This is a genomic window from Mesorhizobium sp. dw_380 (assembly GCF_018588885.1).
In the GTDB taxonomy this organism is placed as follows: Bacteria; Pseudomonadota; Alphaproteobacteria; order Rhizobiales; family Rhizobiaceae; genus Mesorhizobium.
Map to the genome: position 1 here is coordinate 38655 of NZ_JAFFIW010000006.1, position 15079 is coordinate 53733.

Annotated in this window: 15 protein-coding genes; 10 read left to right on the forward strand and 5 right to left on the reverse strand. The window is 57.6% G+C overall.

All coding sequences use genetic code 11. The annotated features are described in order from the left end of the window. Positions 1-106 precede the first annotated feature (106 nt). From JT360_RS07730 to JT360_RS07755, 6 genes are all read left to right on the forward strand, one after another. Positions 107-1981: a ribonuclease H-like domain-containing protein gene (locus tag JT360_RS07730; protein ID WP_214470878.1), complete on the forward strand. Its 1875-nt coding sequence runs from the start codon at positions 107-109 to the stop codon at positions 1979-1981. Next, positions 1963-3012, forward strand: coding sequence for an adenylosuccinate synthetase (locus JT360_RS07735; RefSeq protein WP_214470879.1), 1050 nt, complete (start codon positions 1963-1965; stop codon positions 3010-3012). The genes JT360_RS07730 and JT360_RS07735 overlap by 19 nt, the downstream gene beginning before the upstream one ends. Then, entirely contained in the window at positions 3009-4073 is a 1065-nt protein-coding gene (locus tag JT360_RS07740; RefSeq protein WP_214470880.1) for a dCTP deaminase/dUTPase family protein, read from the forward strand. Before JT360_RS07735 ends, JT360_RS07740 begins: the two co-directional genes overlap by 4 nt. A gap of 216 nt (positions 4074-4289) precedes the next feature. Continuing rightward, positions 4290-5447: a dCTP deaminase/dUTPase family protein gene (locus tag JT360_RS07745; protein WP_214470881.1), complete on the forward strand. Its 1158-nt coding sequence runs from the start codon at positions 4290-4292 to the stop codon at positions 5445-5447. Positions 5448-6528: 1081 nt separating this feature from the next. After that, positions 6529-6750 (forward strand): hypothetical protein, encoded by a 222-nt coding sequence (locus tag JT360_RS07750; RefSeq protein WP_135900566.1) that lies wholly within the window; start codon positions 6529-6531, stop codon positions 6748-6750. 11 nt (positions 6751-6761) lie between these two features. Next, complete coding sequence (locus tag JT360_RS07755; RefSeq protein ID WP_214470882.1) at positions 6762-8609, forward strand: hypothetical protein; 1848 nt, start codon at positions 6762-6764, stop codon at positions 8607-8609. A 162-nt stretch (positions 8610-8771) separates the two neighbouring features. Here the strand turns inward: JT360_RS07755 and JT360_RS07760 are convergent, their stop codons facing one another. From JT360_RS07760 to JT360_RS07770, 3 genes are all read right to left on the reverse strand, one after another. Then, positions 8772-9530 carry a metallophosphoesterase gene (locus JT360_RS07760; RefSeq protein ID WP_214470883.1) on the reverse strand — a complete coding sequence of 253 codons (759 nt, stop codon included), beginning with the start codon at positions 9528-9530 and terminating at the stop codon, positions 8772-8774. Between the two features lie 92 nt (positions 9531-9622). After that, the gene (locus tag JT360_RS07765; protein ID WP_214470884.1) at positions 9623-10336 is read right to left on the reverse strand and encodes an ATP-dependent metallopeptidase FtsH/Yme1/Tma family protein; all 714 of its coding nucleotides are present in this window, start codon (positions 10334-10336) and stop codon (positions 9623-9625) included. A 386-nt stretch (positions 10337-10722) separates the two neighbouring features. Beyond that, complete coding sequence (locus JT360_RS07770; RefSeq protein WP_214470885.1) at positions 10723-11064, reverse strand: hypothetical protein; 342 nt, start codon at positions 11062-11064, stop codon at positions 10723-10725. A gap of 176 nt (positions 11065-11240) precedes the next feature. Here JT360_RS07770 and JT360_RS07775 point away from each other — a divergent pair, with 176 nt between their 5' ends. Then, positions 11241-11510 carry a hypothetical protein gene (locus JT360_RS07775; RefSeq protein ID WP_140750205.1) on the forward strand — a complete coding sequence of 90 codons (270 nt, stop codon included), beginning with the start codon at positions 11241-11243 and terminating at the stop codon, positions 11508-11510. A gap of 513 nt (positions 11511-12023) precedes the next feature. After that, positions 12024-12449 (forward strand): OsmC family protein, encoded by a 426-nt coding sequence (locus JT360_RS07780; RefSeq protein ID WP_214470886.1) that lies wholly within the window; start codon positions 12024-12026, stop codon positions 12447-12449. A gap of 26 nt (positions 12450-12475) precedes the next feature. On the opposite strand, the gene JT360_RS07785 is transcribed toward JT360_RS07780, so the two are convergent. Together JT360_RS07785 and JT360_RS07790 are read right to left on the reverse strand one after the other, a co-directional pair. Next, the gene (locus tag JT360_RS07785) at positions 12476-13105 is read right to left on the reverse strand and encodes a MarC family protein (protein ID WP_214470887.1); all 630 of its coding nucleotides are present in this window, start codon (positions 13103-13105) and stop codon (positions 12476-12478) included. A 195-nt stretch (positions 13106-13300) separates the two neighbouring features. After that, positions 13301-13834, reverse strand: coding sequence for a hypothetical protein (locus JT360_RS07790; RefSeq protein ID WP_214470888.1), 534 nt, complete (start codon positions 13832-13834; stop codon positions 13301-13303). A gap of 85 nt (positions 13835-13919) precedes the next feature. Here JT360_RS07790 and JT360_RS07795 point away from each other — a divergent pair, with 85 nt between their 5' ends. Both JT360_RS07795 and JT360_RS07800 read left to right on the forward strand, forming a co-directional pair. Continuing rightward, positions 13920-14768 (forward strand): helix-turn-helix transcriptional regulator, encoded by an 849-nt coding sequence (locus JT360_RS07795; protein ID WP_214470889.1) that lies wholly within the window; start codon positions 13920-13922, stop codon positions 14766-14768. A 145-nt stretch (positions 14769-14913) separates the two neighbouring features. Then, on the forward strand, positions 14914-15066 hold the full coding sequence (locus tag JT360_RS07800) for a hypothetical protein (protein WP_214470890.1): 153 nt from the start codon (positions 14914-14916) through the stop codon (positions 15064-15066). Positions 15067-15079 lie beyond the last annotated feature (13 nt).

Below are 15079 nucleotides of genomic sequence, written 5' to 3' on the forward strand. Positions count from 1 at the left end.
CTGGGAGCCTAGTCGCACATGCGAAGTCCGATCACGAGAGCCCTCAAATGGCGCCCTTCAACCACCATGCGACTACATTCGCGTGGGCTGTCAGGGACACCAAGTGATGCTCGCTCGCACGCCGAGAACCAATGCAAGTAAGCGCCGGCCGGCCTTGCCTTTGCGCCTTAAGGAGCAACTGGCCCTCTGCAGCCAATTCCCGGAGCGCGTGCTATTTCTTGACATAGAGACAACCGGGCTGAGCCATCACTATGACGAGATCACCGTCATCGGGTGGTCCGTCGGTGGCCGAGCTTCCACCATGATCAAGGGGGAAAGCCATCAACGGTTGCGCGAAGACGCCATGGATGCGCTTGCCCTTGTCACCTTTAACGGTATTCGGTTTGACCAAAGGTTCATCCGGCAGGAATTTCCGGATGTCGCACTGCCACCGCATCACATCGACCTGATGTACCTCTGCCGCCGAGTAGGCCTCACAGGGGGGCAAAAGGCGATTGAGAGAGAGCTAGGGCTTGCGCTACGTGGCGAAATTGCGAATGTCGATGGCTTCGCTGCCGTCCTTCTCTGGCATCGCTACCTCCGTGGCGACGTCGCTGCGTTGGAGACCCTCGTCCGGTACAACCGGGCCGACATTGCTGCCATGGGTGCTATTTTTGATCACGTCATCGACAGACTTCAGATCGAGCCGGACCTGTTCCTGAAACGCGCGGCCTTTGAGACTTGGGCGGCGCCATCTGGATGGATCGACATTCCGCAATTCGGGGCTGCCAGAACCGAGTTGTCGTCCGCTCCTGATTTTAATCAGCTCCTCGGAGGTAGCCCGGCAGAAGGCGCCCGCATCGTTGGAATTGATCTTACGGGTTCCGAGGCCCGAGGGTCCGGCTGGTGCTTGCTCGAAGGAAAGAAGGCGTCTTTCAAGACGGTCTTCACTGACGAAGAGATCCTCCGGCACACGATGAGCAGTAAACCTGACCTTGTATCCATAGACTCCCCACTGTGCCTTCCGGCCGGGCGAACAAGCGTCGACGATGCCGACCCCGGGCGAGAGCGCTTTGGAATCATGCGGGAATGCGAACGGGAGCTGAAGAGGCGCGGCGTTAACGTATATCCGTGCCTGTTGCCGAGTATGCAGAAACTGACCGCGCGAGGAATCCGACTAGCGGAATCTTTTAGGAACCTTGGAGTTCCGGTTATTGAAAGCTATCCTGGCGCCGCGCAGGACATCATGCGTATTCCCAGAAAGGGAGCCGGTGTCGAATGGTTGAAGCTGGGTCTCGCCGATTTTGGTGTGATCAGCGATTTAACTGTCGCGTCTCATGATGAGCTCGACGCTATCACTTCGGCGCTGGTAGGCTCGTTTCATTGGGCTGGTCTCGTAGAAGCCATGGGAACCTCCGAGGAGCCGCCATTGATCATTCCAAAGCTTGATGGCAAGGCCCATCCCACCATTATCGGCATTAGTGGTCCAATCGCCGCTGGAAAGACGACTGTCGCACGGGCTTTTGAAAAACTAGGTTTCGCGTACACGCGTTTCAGCCTCGTAATCGATGACGAGTTGAGGGCTCGAGGTCAGCCTCTGGACAGGAGTAATCGACAGGCACTGGGCAACGAAATAAACCGCACAGGCAAACAGCGCTGGCTAGCTGAGCGAACACTCTCCCGTGTCGAGGCCTCAGCCGTTGTCGTAGACGGGCTCCGTTTTCCTGAAGACCATGCGTTCCTTGCAGAGCGTGCTGGCGGAAGCTATGTCCACGTCTATATTGACGCTGACGAGAACATGCGCCGCAAGAGATACAACAAACGGGCTGTCGAAGGTGATTTCGATGCAGTAGCTGGCTCCGAAGTTGAGGGGCAGGTGGAATCCATGCGTTCCCTGGCGCATCGAGTGTTCTTGAATGAGGGGCATATGGAGGACATAGGTCCGTGGGCTATGAAATTGGCTGCGGAGTTGAGGGATAAGACATGCCAGTCTCCATCGTAGTAGGTGGCCAATTTGGATCTGAAGGCAAAGGAAAGGTCGCGCTCGAGATCGTCCGGCGCACCCGTGGCCCGGTAACCGTCGTCCGCGTTGGCGGGCCGAACTCAGGCCATACCGCATATGATCGCAATGGGAAAAAATGGGCTCTTCGGCAGATGCCTGCCGCGTGCATTGATCGCAATGTCGATGTTGTTTTTCCTGCCGGATCGTATTTGGATGTAGAGATTCTATTGCGTGAGATCGCGGATCTTGCCTATCCTGCGGAACGAATATTCATCAGTCACTTCGCCAACGTCATCACGGAGCAGCACAAAGCTTGGGAGACGAACGCAGGACTGATTTCAACAATTGGTTCGACGGGGTCCGGAGTTGGCACGGCCGTTATGGCGTCCGTAGCCCGAGAGGCGGGAAATTTCCCCGTCAAGGCTCTACACGCTCGGGACCATGGCCTACTCCAACCGTTTTTGCGCGATACGACAACTGTGCTGCATAACGGACTTCAGCTCGATCGCAGGATCGTTGTTGAGGGCTCACAGGGGTTTGGCCTATCACTGCTCGATGGAGGCTATTGGCCGAAGGCAACGGCCCGCTCCACAACGGCTGCCGCAGCTCTGGCGGAAGCCGGCGTCAGCCCTCGACACGTTGACGACATCACGCTGGTCATTCGAAGCTTTCCGATAAGGGTCGCTGGCGATTCGGGTCCTCTGCCTGGAGAGACCACCTGGGAGAAGATAAGGGAACGGTCTCTCCGCATGGACGATCTCAAGGAATATACGACTGTTACTAGGAAGCTGCGGCGGGTTGGCGAGTTCGATGGAGAACTTGTGCGAAGGGCCATCCGCGCAAATGCGCCGCATCGAATCGTGCTCAACCACATGGACTACGTTGGACCTGTACAGGATCTCGACCAGCCGACGAGTCGAGTCCGTAGCTTCGTCTCTGAGGTGGAGACGGCGATCAATCAAAAGATCGACTGGTTCGGCTTTGACCCCCTCTCGATCGTCGAGAGACCTCAAGTGGCGTTCTCAAGATGACCAGTTCTACGCCTGAGCCCAAGCTTTTCAGCTGGACCGACGAAGAAGCAGATCAAATCGCAAAAGACGTGTTTGATCACGACCCATTTCACAAGACGCGGGGTAGAGTCCCACCTTCCTTGCTATCGGCCGAGGACATAGTCGGGTACGTCGAAAAGACCGCGATGATCTCACCGTTTCATGCGACTCCGGAGAAGCTAAAGCACGCATCTTATGAGGACCGTATTGGCAAGAACGCGTACATTTACGACCGGAAGGGGATTCAGCGGATCCCGTTGAAGGATGGCTGGCTTAGGGTTCCAGCCAACGAGATTGTTTTCGTGGAGAGCAGGGTCACATTCCGGCTACCGAGATACATAGCTGCTCGCTTTAATTTACAGATCAAGCATGTGCACCGCGGACTCCTTCTCGGCACCGGTCCGCTCGTTGATCCCGGATTTCGCGGCCGTCTATTGATACCGCTGCACAATCTGACTTCCGAAGACTATTACATCCATGAAGACGATGGCTTTATATGGCTCGAATTTACCCGAACAACATACAATCAAGATCGAAAACTCCAGTATGGATACTATCCAAAATATAAGGAAATATCAGACGGCTTGCAATGGCTTCACAAGGCTGCCTATGACGGCTATCTAGATCGTGAAGTCGCTATTCGTAGTTCGATCAAACCTTTCGTCGAACGAGTAGAGAAAAAGGCGACCAAAGCCTTAAAAGGCGTGAGATGGGTTCAGGGCGTTGGCGCGGTTGGAGCCTTATCTTTGATAATTACTTTCGGCATCATATTTATGAGCGAGATCTACTCGAACCGCAGTTTTATGCAGTCCGCCTACAATTTGCTTTTGTCACAGGGAGGCGAGCCAGTAAAAGCAGCCTCCGGCTTTGGGAAAGACATTTCTCAGATAAGGGGTCAAATTGAGGACCTGCAGACCAGGGTCAAAGCGACCAGATCGGATCTCGAAACGCGGATCGAAGCGCTGGAAATCGAAAGCGCAAGCCTTCGTAAAGTGTTGCGCAACCAAGGCTCGCCGGAACGTCCGTCGGATGAGAAACTTTGATAGGGTAGTCCATCTTGCAGCATAGATACGCTGGCGATATCGGCGACTATCTCAAGCTATCCCTGCTCGGGCATGTTGGCGCGGACCGGGCGGACCCTAGTATAGCATTCGAAGCCTCTTATCATTCCGTGAGGAGGTCGAGCGATCTATTAACCGCAGGATTGATTGGCTCGGATTCTCCACATTGGAGGTAGTAGAGCCAGCGAGGATTCCGACTTGACAGCTGAAGGGAAAGATCCAGAAATACTTGCTTTGTCGACAGTTGAGGCTGCCAAGAGGGCTGCGTCATTTTTGAAGAAGCCTGACCCCTTCGCGTCAGACATCGCTCCATCGTTGCTATCTGCGGAGCATATCGAAAAGTATATTCAAGAGATTGGGATCATATCTCCGTTCTATACGGGAGGGGGGCGCAAGGCTCGCCTCAAGAAAGCATCTTATGAGGGGAGAATTGGAAGCAAGGCCTATGTCTTCGATCAAAATAGTAACGAGTTGATTCCAGTTCTAGTGCCGGACATGCCATTACTGATTCCGGCGAATTCGATAGTTTTTGTAGAATGCGACCTGGATTTTAGGCTTCCGAGATATATTGGTCTTCGTTTCAACTTGCAGATAAGGCACGTGCATCGAGGGCTTTTACTCGGGACTGGCCCCCTTGTGGATCCTGGATACTGGGGGAAGCTGTGCATTCCGCTGCACAATTTAACCAATGAGCCCTACGAGATTCCCATCAAGGAGGGGTTGATTTGGGTGGAGTTCACCAAGACCACCTCAGACTCAAAGCTTGGTCGGGTCACTCTAGCTGATGGCGAGAAACATTCCGAACATTGGGAAATCGAAGAGTTCCTTAGGAAGGCTGCGAAGCCTCTAATTGAAGGAAAGCCCAGCATCGGCATTCGAAGCTCAATACCCAAGATGGTGTCCATAGCTACGGATGAAGCGCATAGGGCTAATAAGGCTTCTAATGAAGCGCTGGATGCCAGTAATAAAGCCACCGAGAACGCGCTTGCTGCGCAGATGGAGGCAAAGCAGACTAAAGATTTATTTAATCGGATTGGTTGGCTTGGAGCATTGGTTGCGGCCGTTGCCCTTGTGACACTTTGGGCCACGTTCTATTTCGGGCTTCGGAACGATATAAATGCGGTATCAGGCAATGTGGCGCAAGTAGGATCGATCGTAACAGACCTTCGGAGTGCGAACGGTTCTCAAGAAGAGCGTCTCGAAACATTGCGCGCGATACACGAAGAGATGCTGGACCGGTTGCGCAAGAGCGAGCTTGAAATAGCTTCTCTGCGGCGTGAAATTGAAGGGTATCGGAAAGGGCAGAATCCGCCGCCAATGCAAAACACAGCGCCTCCCCTTCAAGATGCAAAATAGATACGCTGGCGATATAGGGGACTATATTAAAATTGGGCTATTGCGTACTCTCGCCCCTAGTCGGCGACTTGGCATACTGTGGTACTTGTATCCTAATGAAGGCCACAATTCTGACGGGAAGCACACTGCCTATCTCTCCATGCCTGCGGTTTGGCGAAATCTCGATCCCGCGCTGTTCGACCTTCTCCGGGAAGTAGTTCATTGCGAAAGGTCAGTGCAGACCATTCAAAGGGCCTTCGATAGCGAGGCGTGCTTTGTCGCTGAACCTGTCCCGACCGGACTGACAGCTCCTGAACGGAGCGCTCGGCGGAGGCACTGGTTTGAAACGACTCTTGAACACTTGAATCAGTGCGACCTCGTCTTCGCGGATCCAGACAACGGGTTAGTTGGCGATGAGGCTTGGCGTCGGAAAGCCACAGGCTTCGGTAAGCAGATGCCTCTCTCGGAGGCACGTGCATTAAGCGCGGGGCGGTGCGTGGTGATTTACCACCACAATAGTCGGTTCAAAGGCGGGCATGACGCCGAGGTGGATAGTTGGTTGCGGGCTCTTGCGATGCCAGCGATTGCAGTGAGGGCTACGGCTTACAGCTGTCGTACTTTCTTTGTGGTCAATCCGGATACCGAGATCGTGGAGCGTACCCGTTCGTTCTGCGAAAGGTGGAAAGATCACAAGGTCCGTCTTCACGCGCCACGCTAGGCTACTGAATGCCAAAATCATCAATGCCGAACTGGATCTGAAGGTCCCAAGCTCCTTGGGCGCTGGGCACTATCCAGTAGTCCAGGCGGCGAGTCCATCGAAGCGGCTGATCTTGGATCACAGATCACAGATTGATCTTTACGATCTTACGGGCGCCAAGTTCGCCCTCCCTGACGCAAGCGGACATACCACTTTCGGTGCGATTTACGCAGCTCCCTATCACGATAATACGGGCCGCCTCGCGCGTTTGCCGTTCTGCGGGGTGAGCATCTTGCGCATTGTGGTCCGAAATACGTAATGAAATTCGTCAAGATATTCTCTTGAATGTTGACATCTTCAGCGTGCCGTTTAATCACTTATTCTTCCGAGCGCGGGAGCACCTACATGTCCGAAAAGAGGGAGAAATTCGTGAAGCTTGCCGAGGGTAGGACCCAGGCAGCTTTGGAGGCTGTCCGGAAAATCGGGAATCTTTCAAATCGAAGAGCCTACGAATTTGATGAGAGTGACGTGAAGAAGATTGTCAGGGCGCTTCGCGATGCAGCGTCAGATCTCGAACGGAAGTTCGGATCAACGTCGGCAGCCGAGAAGGATGTCTTCAAGCTATAGGGGTCTATGCGATGAGCTTCGAACGCCTAACAATCCAGGACGATAAATTTCTGATCAACCGCCTGATCGGTCAAGCGCCGCGAAATACGCTTGTCCGTGAGTTCTTCATGAACGCGCAGGAAAGTGCGGCACTGGCAGCCGAGGGCAATCGAACTGTGCGCATCTATCCGTCATTAGTCGGAGGTGTTCGGAAATTGACGCTCTGGAACACCGGACCAGGAATGGATTCCGGGGAACTTCGGACGGCAACGAACATCTCTGCCTCGATCAACAAACAGATGTCGCTGAGTGAAAATTTCGGCATAGGCGCCAAAGTCTCCGGCCTGACCGTCTCGCCCGCAGGAATCCGCTATCGGTCCTGCAAGGCCGGCGTGGTTCACGAGGTTACAATAGGATTCGACGATGAAGCGGATACGTTTGTTCGATTTGCCTTCGAGGTCGAAGGGCGGCAGGAGACCGTCTTTGATGTCACCGAGGCGGTGCGGAAGACAGCCGATCTCTCACAGGACTGGACGGAAGTCGTGCTTATGGGCGAGGACGATCTCCACGACACGGTGACGGAGCCGATCGGCAGAGGAATCCGTGTTGACCGTAGCTATGTCGCAACACAGATATTTCGGCGGTTCGCAGAGTTTCGTCCGGGTGTCAAAGTGATTTTGGATGTCGCCATGACAAAAGGAGGCGGGCGAGATGAAACAGGAAGGACTCGCACCCTAAAAACGCTTCAAGACGTGATCCCGCAACTGCCAAACGCTCAGACTGTTCTCTGTCCAGAGACAGGTGTGAATATTCAGTACTTGCACGACCCGAAGCATGCCAACTACAGCCACTCTTTAAGCGCGCTCAACAACCCAGCGACATCCTCGACGTCGTTCTGTGCCCTGGTGCATAAGGGTGAGCGATACGACTTCCGTACCGGGCCGAAATGGTCGGCTGTCGCCCCGAATTACGGGATACCTTTCGGCTCCACCGTCCTTACGGTCGAGATATACCTGCCGGAGAATGCAGCTCTTCCAAACCAATATCGTGACGCCGCCACGACCATCGAGGAGCGCATTCCGATCACGACCGACGACTATGCCGTGAAGGTTCGCGAATTGATGCCCGAATGGGTGAAAGACGTGATCAGAAAGGCTCATCCTCCGAGGGACGAGAACCTCGATGATCTGCAGAATGACCTTCAGAAGCTACTTGACGAGTTCCGTTTGCCGACTTCGACCTACGTGAAGTCGCTCAACACGCCCCAGCGCACTGAGGATAGTGACGTCGGTCTCGACGAGGCTGGCTCGGCTGACGTCGATTCCGTCGACGACGAGGAGGATCGATTCCTTCGCGGCGAACGGACCACCGGCCAGAGGGCGACGGATAAGAAGATTCGGAAGGCCCCAGAGGGCGCGAGGCTTTCCAAGGAGGCGCAGGCACTCGAACGTGTCCCTACGATCGAGATATTGGACGATCCAGCGGAGATCGATGAGAAGCAGATGAAGGGGCGTGCGGGCCGCTTTTATAGGGATGCGCAGACGCTCTTCGTCAACGGCCTCTATTCTGCGGTCGATAGAATGACTGCGGAGCTAGAAGTACACTTCGCGGGGCAAGCAGAAGGCGAGGCGCTTCGCAGCATCATCCTCAGGGCGGCACAGCGATCTATGGCATTTCGCGTGGGCAAAGGTACCTGCTACGCGATCAGCAAACGATTGGTCGATGGATGGTCACTCGAAGATCTCGAGAGGGCGACCTCGCCGGAGTCGCTGTCTCTAGCGGCGGACGACTATCGTCAGAGTATCACAACGGCACGGAAGTGGATCAGCGCTGAGCTCAAGGCGCATGGATTTGCCGCCGTGGAGCCGGAGGTGGCGTAGAGGTCACTATCCAGTAGCGCTAAAAACAGCGCCGCGCTGCAGACGAGCCGAACGGCAATTTTCCATTCCTTCCGACTTCCCGAGCTGAATTCAAAGCTCGAGGCTACCTTCACCGCAATGGATGCTGGGAAGCTGGCTCGGGCGCACGTCAACGCTGGCGGGCTACACTCCCACGACCAGCGCCGGATCAAATGCGATGTTCTCGTCACCGTAGCCGCGCGGATTACAGAGAATGCGCGTGCTGCCGACCCGATAGTCGCAGGTGTCGTGAGTATGCCCGTGCAACCATAGGGCAGGACGACCGACTTCGATCACCTCGGAGAGGTCTGACGCAAAGGCGGCATTCAGCAGGTCGCCCTCGAATCTCGACGGGATAGATTTCGCGTGCGGGAGGTGGTGGGTGACGACGACGGTCTTGATTGGATCGGCCTTCAGAACGGAAGTGAGGAACAGACGGGATTCCTGATGCATTCGGAATGCCGTCTCCGGCACGAATCTTTTCCAGGGATTCCTCTGTTCTGCGATCAGCTTGTGGTCGTTCATGCGTTCGCGCGCGTGGACCATGGCGAGGTCTGGATGCCCTTCGATCCGATAGTCGGTCCATAGCGTCGCGCCGAGGAACCGAACGCCGTCGATCGTGACAAAATCGTTCTCCAGGAAGTGCACATTCGGGAACTGGGCGGCCGCGGCGCGCCCGTCTTCCAGTCCCTCCCGGATTGAGCCTTTGTAGAATTCGTGGTTGCCGGCAACATAGATGCACGGCATCTCATGCGCGATGTTTTTGCCCAACCAGTGAACGCCGTTGGCGGGAGCACGGCAAAGGTCTCCCGCCACAACGCAGATGTCGGCATCCGGGATAGTCATCGGCGGGCGTAGATCGGCAACTTCGAGGTGCAAGTCAGAGAATAGCCATAGCTTCATAGGACCGAAACCTTGATTTCATTCACGCGGGCGCTCCAAAGCTTCACGAATCCTGCAAACGTGACCGCGGTGTTTTGCGACCGTTTTTCGGATCACCCTGGCGTCGCAACGATCCGCTGCTTCACTTGCTGGAGTACGGCGTCCAGTTCATCTCCCACCAGCGTCTTTCGCTCCAGCAAGATCTCGCCAAGGAAATCGATCGCGATCTCCTGGTTGACGACCATTTTCCGGGCGACGGCATAGGCGCTCTCGAGCCGGGCGTTCACCCGCGTCGCCAGTTCGTGGTCGGTCGCGAGCATCGATGCCCGATCCTCGACTTTGCGGTAAAGCAGCGGCCATTTCCTCGAAAAACCCATCACCGTCTCCATGTCGAATGCCAATGCGGTTGCAGCTGCAAGATCACAGGACTCAGAGCCGGATCCTGCGGCGACCGACCCCACGATCACTTCCTCCGCCGCGCGGCCTGCGAGTGCTGCGATGAGAACGCCCGTGAGCATCGCTTCGGTCTGCTCTCCCGACATGGTTCCAGCAACATAGCCACCTTCCGGCGCTTCGATGGTGATCTTCACGATGGTTCCAAGATCGAGATGGAGGCGCGCTACCGCATGAGCGGCTTCGTGGACGGCCATCCGGAACTGGAGCTGCGGCGATCGCAGAAGCATCGCGTTCCCGAGAAAACTGTCCGCGTTGCCAACAGCGTCTGCAGCCCTTTCAGCAGAAATGCCGGAGTCACCCGCAGCCTCGACAGCTCTCGTCTTCTTGCTACGATGCTGTCGCGAGACACGTGGTGTGTGACGCTTTTTCATCTCCCAATCCTTTCGATCGTTGCCGTGCCCGATGGAGCTGGCTGGCCCGACTAGCTTCCCGACGATGGTTCATGAATGGTCCGCTCCCTGGTGGCTGTTCGCCTGCGGCGAGAGGTCGAGAAGACCAGTCGCCTCAAGCCATTCCGCCAACTCGATGCAGGCCCGAGCAGCGCTTCGCTGGCTATGTACCTGCCGAACGCGAGTGGCCGCTGTGATGCAGACGCCGAAGGATTCGCCATAGGAATCCCGCGCTCCATCAAGTTGTGCTTTGATCTGCCCCCAGGAGGATCATCGACAAGCGATGATCCTCCTGTCTCATGCAAGCGGGCTTTCGCTGCCTTCAGGCGGCGGTCGAAGGTCGAATCCCTGGATGTCATGGCGAGCCCTCATGAATCGAGAGCGGACTGCTCGGCAGGACGTCCGACTCTGTACCATCGCGACAGCGTTCGTGCCCAAGCCCGGTCTTCGGAGAGCAGCCACAAATCTGTTGTGGCGATCAATCTGTCCTGGCCGACAAGTCGGGGATGGCCGGTCGACAGCCCAGCAAGGCAGGGAACAATCCTTTGGGCAAGGATCCATCGGTCGAGAATTGGGGCCGCATCACCCGCCATCACTTCCGGCGGAACGCCACAACGGACGCGCTCCATGTCATCGGCCAATGCGAGAAGACGGGCGATCTGGAAGTTGAACATAGCGTCGGTCATCGTCTCGCGGCCAAACAGCAACATTGGGGCCTCCATGCTCCGGTAAGGATCCCGCTTGGGTAGAATCCTTTGATTCGCGGAATCAACGGCCCGATAGATACGGCGCCCGGGTCCAGGCGTCCATACGCCTATATCGGCGTCGGGGCGCCTATCAACAGGATAGCTGGTCTTCACGTTTCGCTACGGGTAGAACTTATGGCATGCAGGCATCCTACGACTTCCTTCGCGCGGCCCGCGCGCTCCTGGACATCACCCCGAAAGAACTCGCCGACAAGGCGCGTGTGAGCACTCGCTCAATTGTCCGGATCGAGGCACGGGAGCCGGTAGGTCTGGAGATCAGTCTGCGCGTCCAGGCGGCATTGGAGGAGCTTGGCGTTGAGTTCCTTCCCGAAACGAAATCCAATGGACCCGCGATGCGCGTTCGAAAGGGCCTGGTCAAGAAGATTGGGTTTCAGTTGTCGGACAGGTAGCCGCGCCTGGTGTCGGCTGAAGAGCCACGATATCCACGGTGATAGGCAGTTTTCGCTCTCGGCCCAGTAGTCCTCAGCCTGATCGGCAGCATCATGTTGATTTTGGCCGGAAAGCGCCCGCGGTCAGACGCCTCGACCGCAGGCAGGGGACATTCGGAACCGGCTCGGAGGTTTCACTGTCGCAGCATTTTGATCGCCACATGTGAATTGGAAAGGCCCTTGCGGCTGCGCCGCACGACCCTTTCCAATCCCCCTGTGACGATGCCGAAAAAGACGCTAGTTTACACCTGTCGAGTTTACACAGGTGATCAGCGGCGCAGGAGTTTCCGATGAGAAATCAGATGAATGGGACTTATGTTTACATTTTTCACCGCACAGAACCGTTCTGACCGAAAGCAAGACCGAACGGCTGACGCCGCGCGATCGATACGCCCCGAGGGTCCTGAATGGACTTTCGGGGTTTTGCATTGTTGATTTGGCCTGACTGCAGGCAAGGACTGAAAGGACAGGTCGGTGAAAGCACGCGTGAAATGGGTCGAGGAGCGCACCTTCGTCGGCGAATCCGGCAGCGGCCATAAGCTGGTGCTGGGCACAGCCGCCAGCCCTGAGGGCAAGACGCCGGGGCCGAGCCCGATGGAACTGGTGCTGATCGGCACCGGCGGCTGTTCGGCCTATGATGTCGTGCATATCCTCGAGAAAGGCCGCGAGGCAGTCGAGGACTGCGTCGTCGAACTCGACGCGGATCGGGCCGAGACCGATCCAAAAGTGTTCACGCGCATCCATATGCATTTCATCGTCAAAGGCAGAGCGCTCTCGCCCGACAAGGTCAAGCGGGCAATCGCCCTGTCGATCGAAAAATACTGCTCGGCCTCCGCGATGATGGCCAAGACCGCTACCATCACTCACGACTTCGAGGTCATCGAAACGACGGCGAAGTAGGCCGTGAGGCAGCGGCTTCTCGGGCGTTAGCTTGCCATCAGCGCCTTGATGCCATCGGCGACGAACTGCACGGCCAATGCCGCCAGGATGACGCCGAGAAGGCGGGTCAGGATCGAGCGGCCGGTCTGACCGAGGATGCGGTCGATGCGCTCCGACAGCACGAACACCAGATAGGTGATGGCGAGGCAGACGAAGATGATGCCGACCATCGCCGCCTGTGCCGCAAAACCCTGGAACGACCCTGAGAGCAGCACCGTCGCCGAAATGGCGCCGGGGCCGGCGATCAGCGGGATCGCCAGCGGGAAGGCGGCGATGTTGTGGATCATGTCCTTGGTGATGGCGACGTCGCCGATCTTCTCCTTGCGGTCCTGGCGGCGCTCGAACACCATCTCGAAAGCGATGAAGAACAACAGAAAACCGCCGGCGACGCGGAAGGCTGGCAGCGTGATGCCGAACACCGACAGGATCGAGGCGCCGGCGACCGCGAACAGCGCCATCACCAGGAAGCCGATGACCGAGGCGCGCACGGAGACCTGCTGGCGCTCCTCACGGTTCATACCGCGCGTCACGGCTAGGAACAGCGGTGCCAGCCCGGGCGGATCGATGGTCACGAGAATGGTCACGAAGGCATTGAACAGGCTGTCGAAACTCGGCATCGCTGACCCCTCCCGCCGGGCGAAGCCCAAGCTCTGCAATTGATAGAGCAAAGCCTGGGCGCTGAGAACAGTGGCGACAGAAATGGTGCGCGAAGCCGTGGAAGCCGGCGGGACAGCGCCCCCCTCTGGCCTGCCGGCAGGCCAGAGGGGGGCGCGAAGGATCGCTCCTATCATTTCGAGTGACTTTTCGAAGGCTTAAGGAGCTTCATTCGCTCGACGCGCCAGGAACTCGACTTCGAGCCGCCATGTCGCGCCATTGTCGTGCGAGCGCTCGCCGAGCCAGCGGAAGCTGCTCTCGGTGATGCGCGAAAAGCTCCAGCGCACCGAAGAGCCGGTGCCGTCGGCGCCGACCTGCACGATCGTGTCGCCTTCGGCGCGGCCGAGCTGGCGGCTGAAATACTGGTTGCGCGGATCGCTCCAGAAGATGTGCCAGGCGTCCGCGCCGGGATCACAGACCCGCAGCGTCGTGCCATAGAAAGTCCAGTTGCCGAGGGAAGGCTGGGAACCACTGTTCCGCGCGGGCAGGATCCAGACGTCCTGAATGGCGCGGCCTTCCAGCACCCAGCCGAAATGGACCTCGCCACGCCCGGTCAGCACCGTGCCATCCTCGAGGTGGCGTGAGGCATCGAATGTCCAGGCGCCGACGAAGCGGCCGTAAAGGTTCAGTTTTTCGGCGAGCCCATCGATCGGTCCGGGACTGTGCAGGGCTTCGGCAAAAGGGTCGAACATGGCTGTGCTCTCTTTTTGTCAGGAGACCGTGAGGATTAGCCGGTGACGGGGTTCTGGGCTTGGGAAAAATTGCTATATTTCGGCCATGACGGCGACCACGCATACGCTCGCATCCGGACCCGGCTGGCACGTGGCGGATGTGATCTGCACGGCCGGCGCCGGCGACCGGCCGTTCGAGGAAGAGCATCGGGATTTCTGTGTCGCGGCGGTGACCGGCGGCACGTTCCGCTATCGCGCGCAACAAGGCACCACGATGCTGGCGCCCGGCGCGCTGCTGCTCGGCAACTCCGGCACATGCTATGAATGCGGGCACGAACATGGCAGCGGCGACCGTTGCCTCTCGTTCCATTTCGGAGCGGCCTATATGGAGCGCATCGTCGCCGGCGTGCCGGGCGCCAGGAGGCTTGCCTTCGACGCGGCGCGCCTGCCGCCTTTGCCGGCCTTGGCGCCGTTGCTGGCCGAGGCGGAAGCCGCACGCGAAAGAGCCGACGCAGGCGCCTTCGAGGAACTGGGGCTGCGCATGGCCGCCGCCGCCGTGGAGACGGTTTCCGGCGCACCGCCTGTCAGGCGCGCGCCGAGCCGCCGCGATCAGAAACGAGTGGCCGAGGCGGTTCGGCGGATCGAAATGGATGCCGACGGGCCGGTTTCCCTGTCGGCACTGGCGGATGAGACGGCGACCAGTCCCTATCATTTCCTGCGCATTTTCCGGCAGGTCGCCGGCATGACGCCCTATCAGTTCCTGCTCAAGACCCGGCTGCACCGAGCAGCGATGCGGCTGCGCCTGTCGGACGATGCGATTTCGGCGGTCGCCTTCGACGCCGGGTTCAATGACCTGTCGACTTTCAACCGTCGGTTTCGACGCGACATGGGCGAGACGCCGGGCAATTATCGCGCTCGCCGATCAATCGCCCCGGTATGCGCGCGTTTCGGTTAGGGTTCAGTCCGGCGTCGGCCCGCACCGCCAACCCGCCATCAGATCACCTTTGAGTCCAGAGGGCTGCCAGCCGCTCAGCGCCCGCGAAGGCAGCTACCGCTCAAATTCACGGGGCTCGCGGCTCCTGCTAGGGGAAGTTGGTCCATTGGCGGCTTTTGCCTCGGTGGCAGCGAAAAAGCGTGGTGGCCATATCGTCGCAATCAGCGGTATCCTTTTGAAATCACCATCAAAAATGACACTGGAAAAGTGCGGCGGACATTGGAGTTTCGGCCGTGCTTCCTATATAAGCATCGAGTGATTCCTGATTAGAT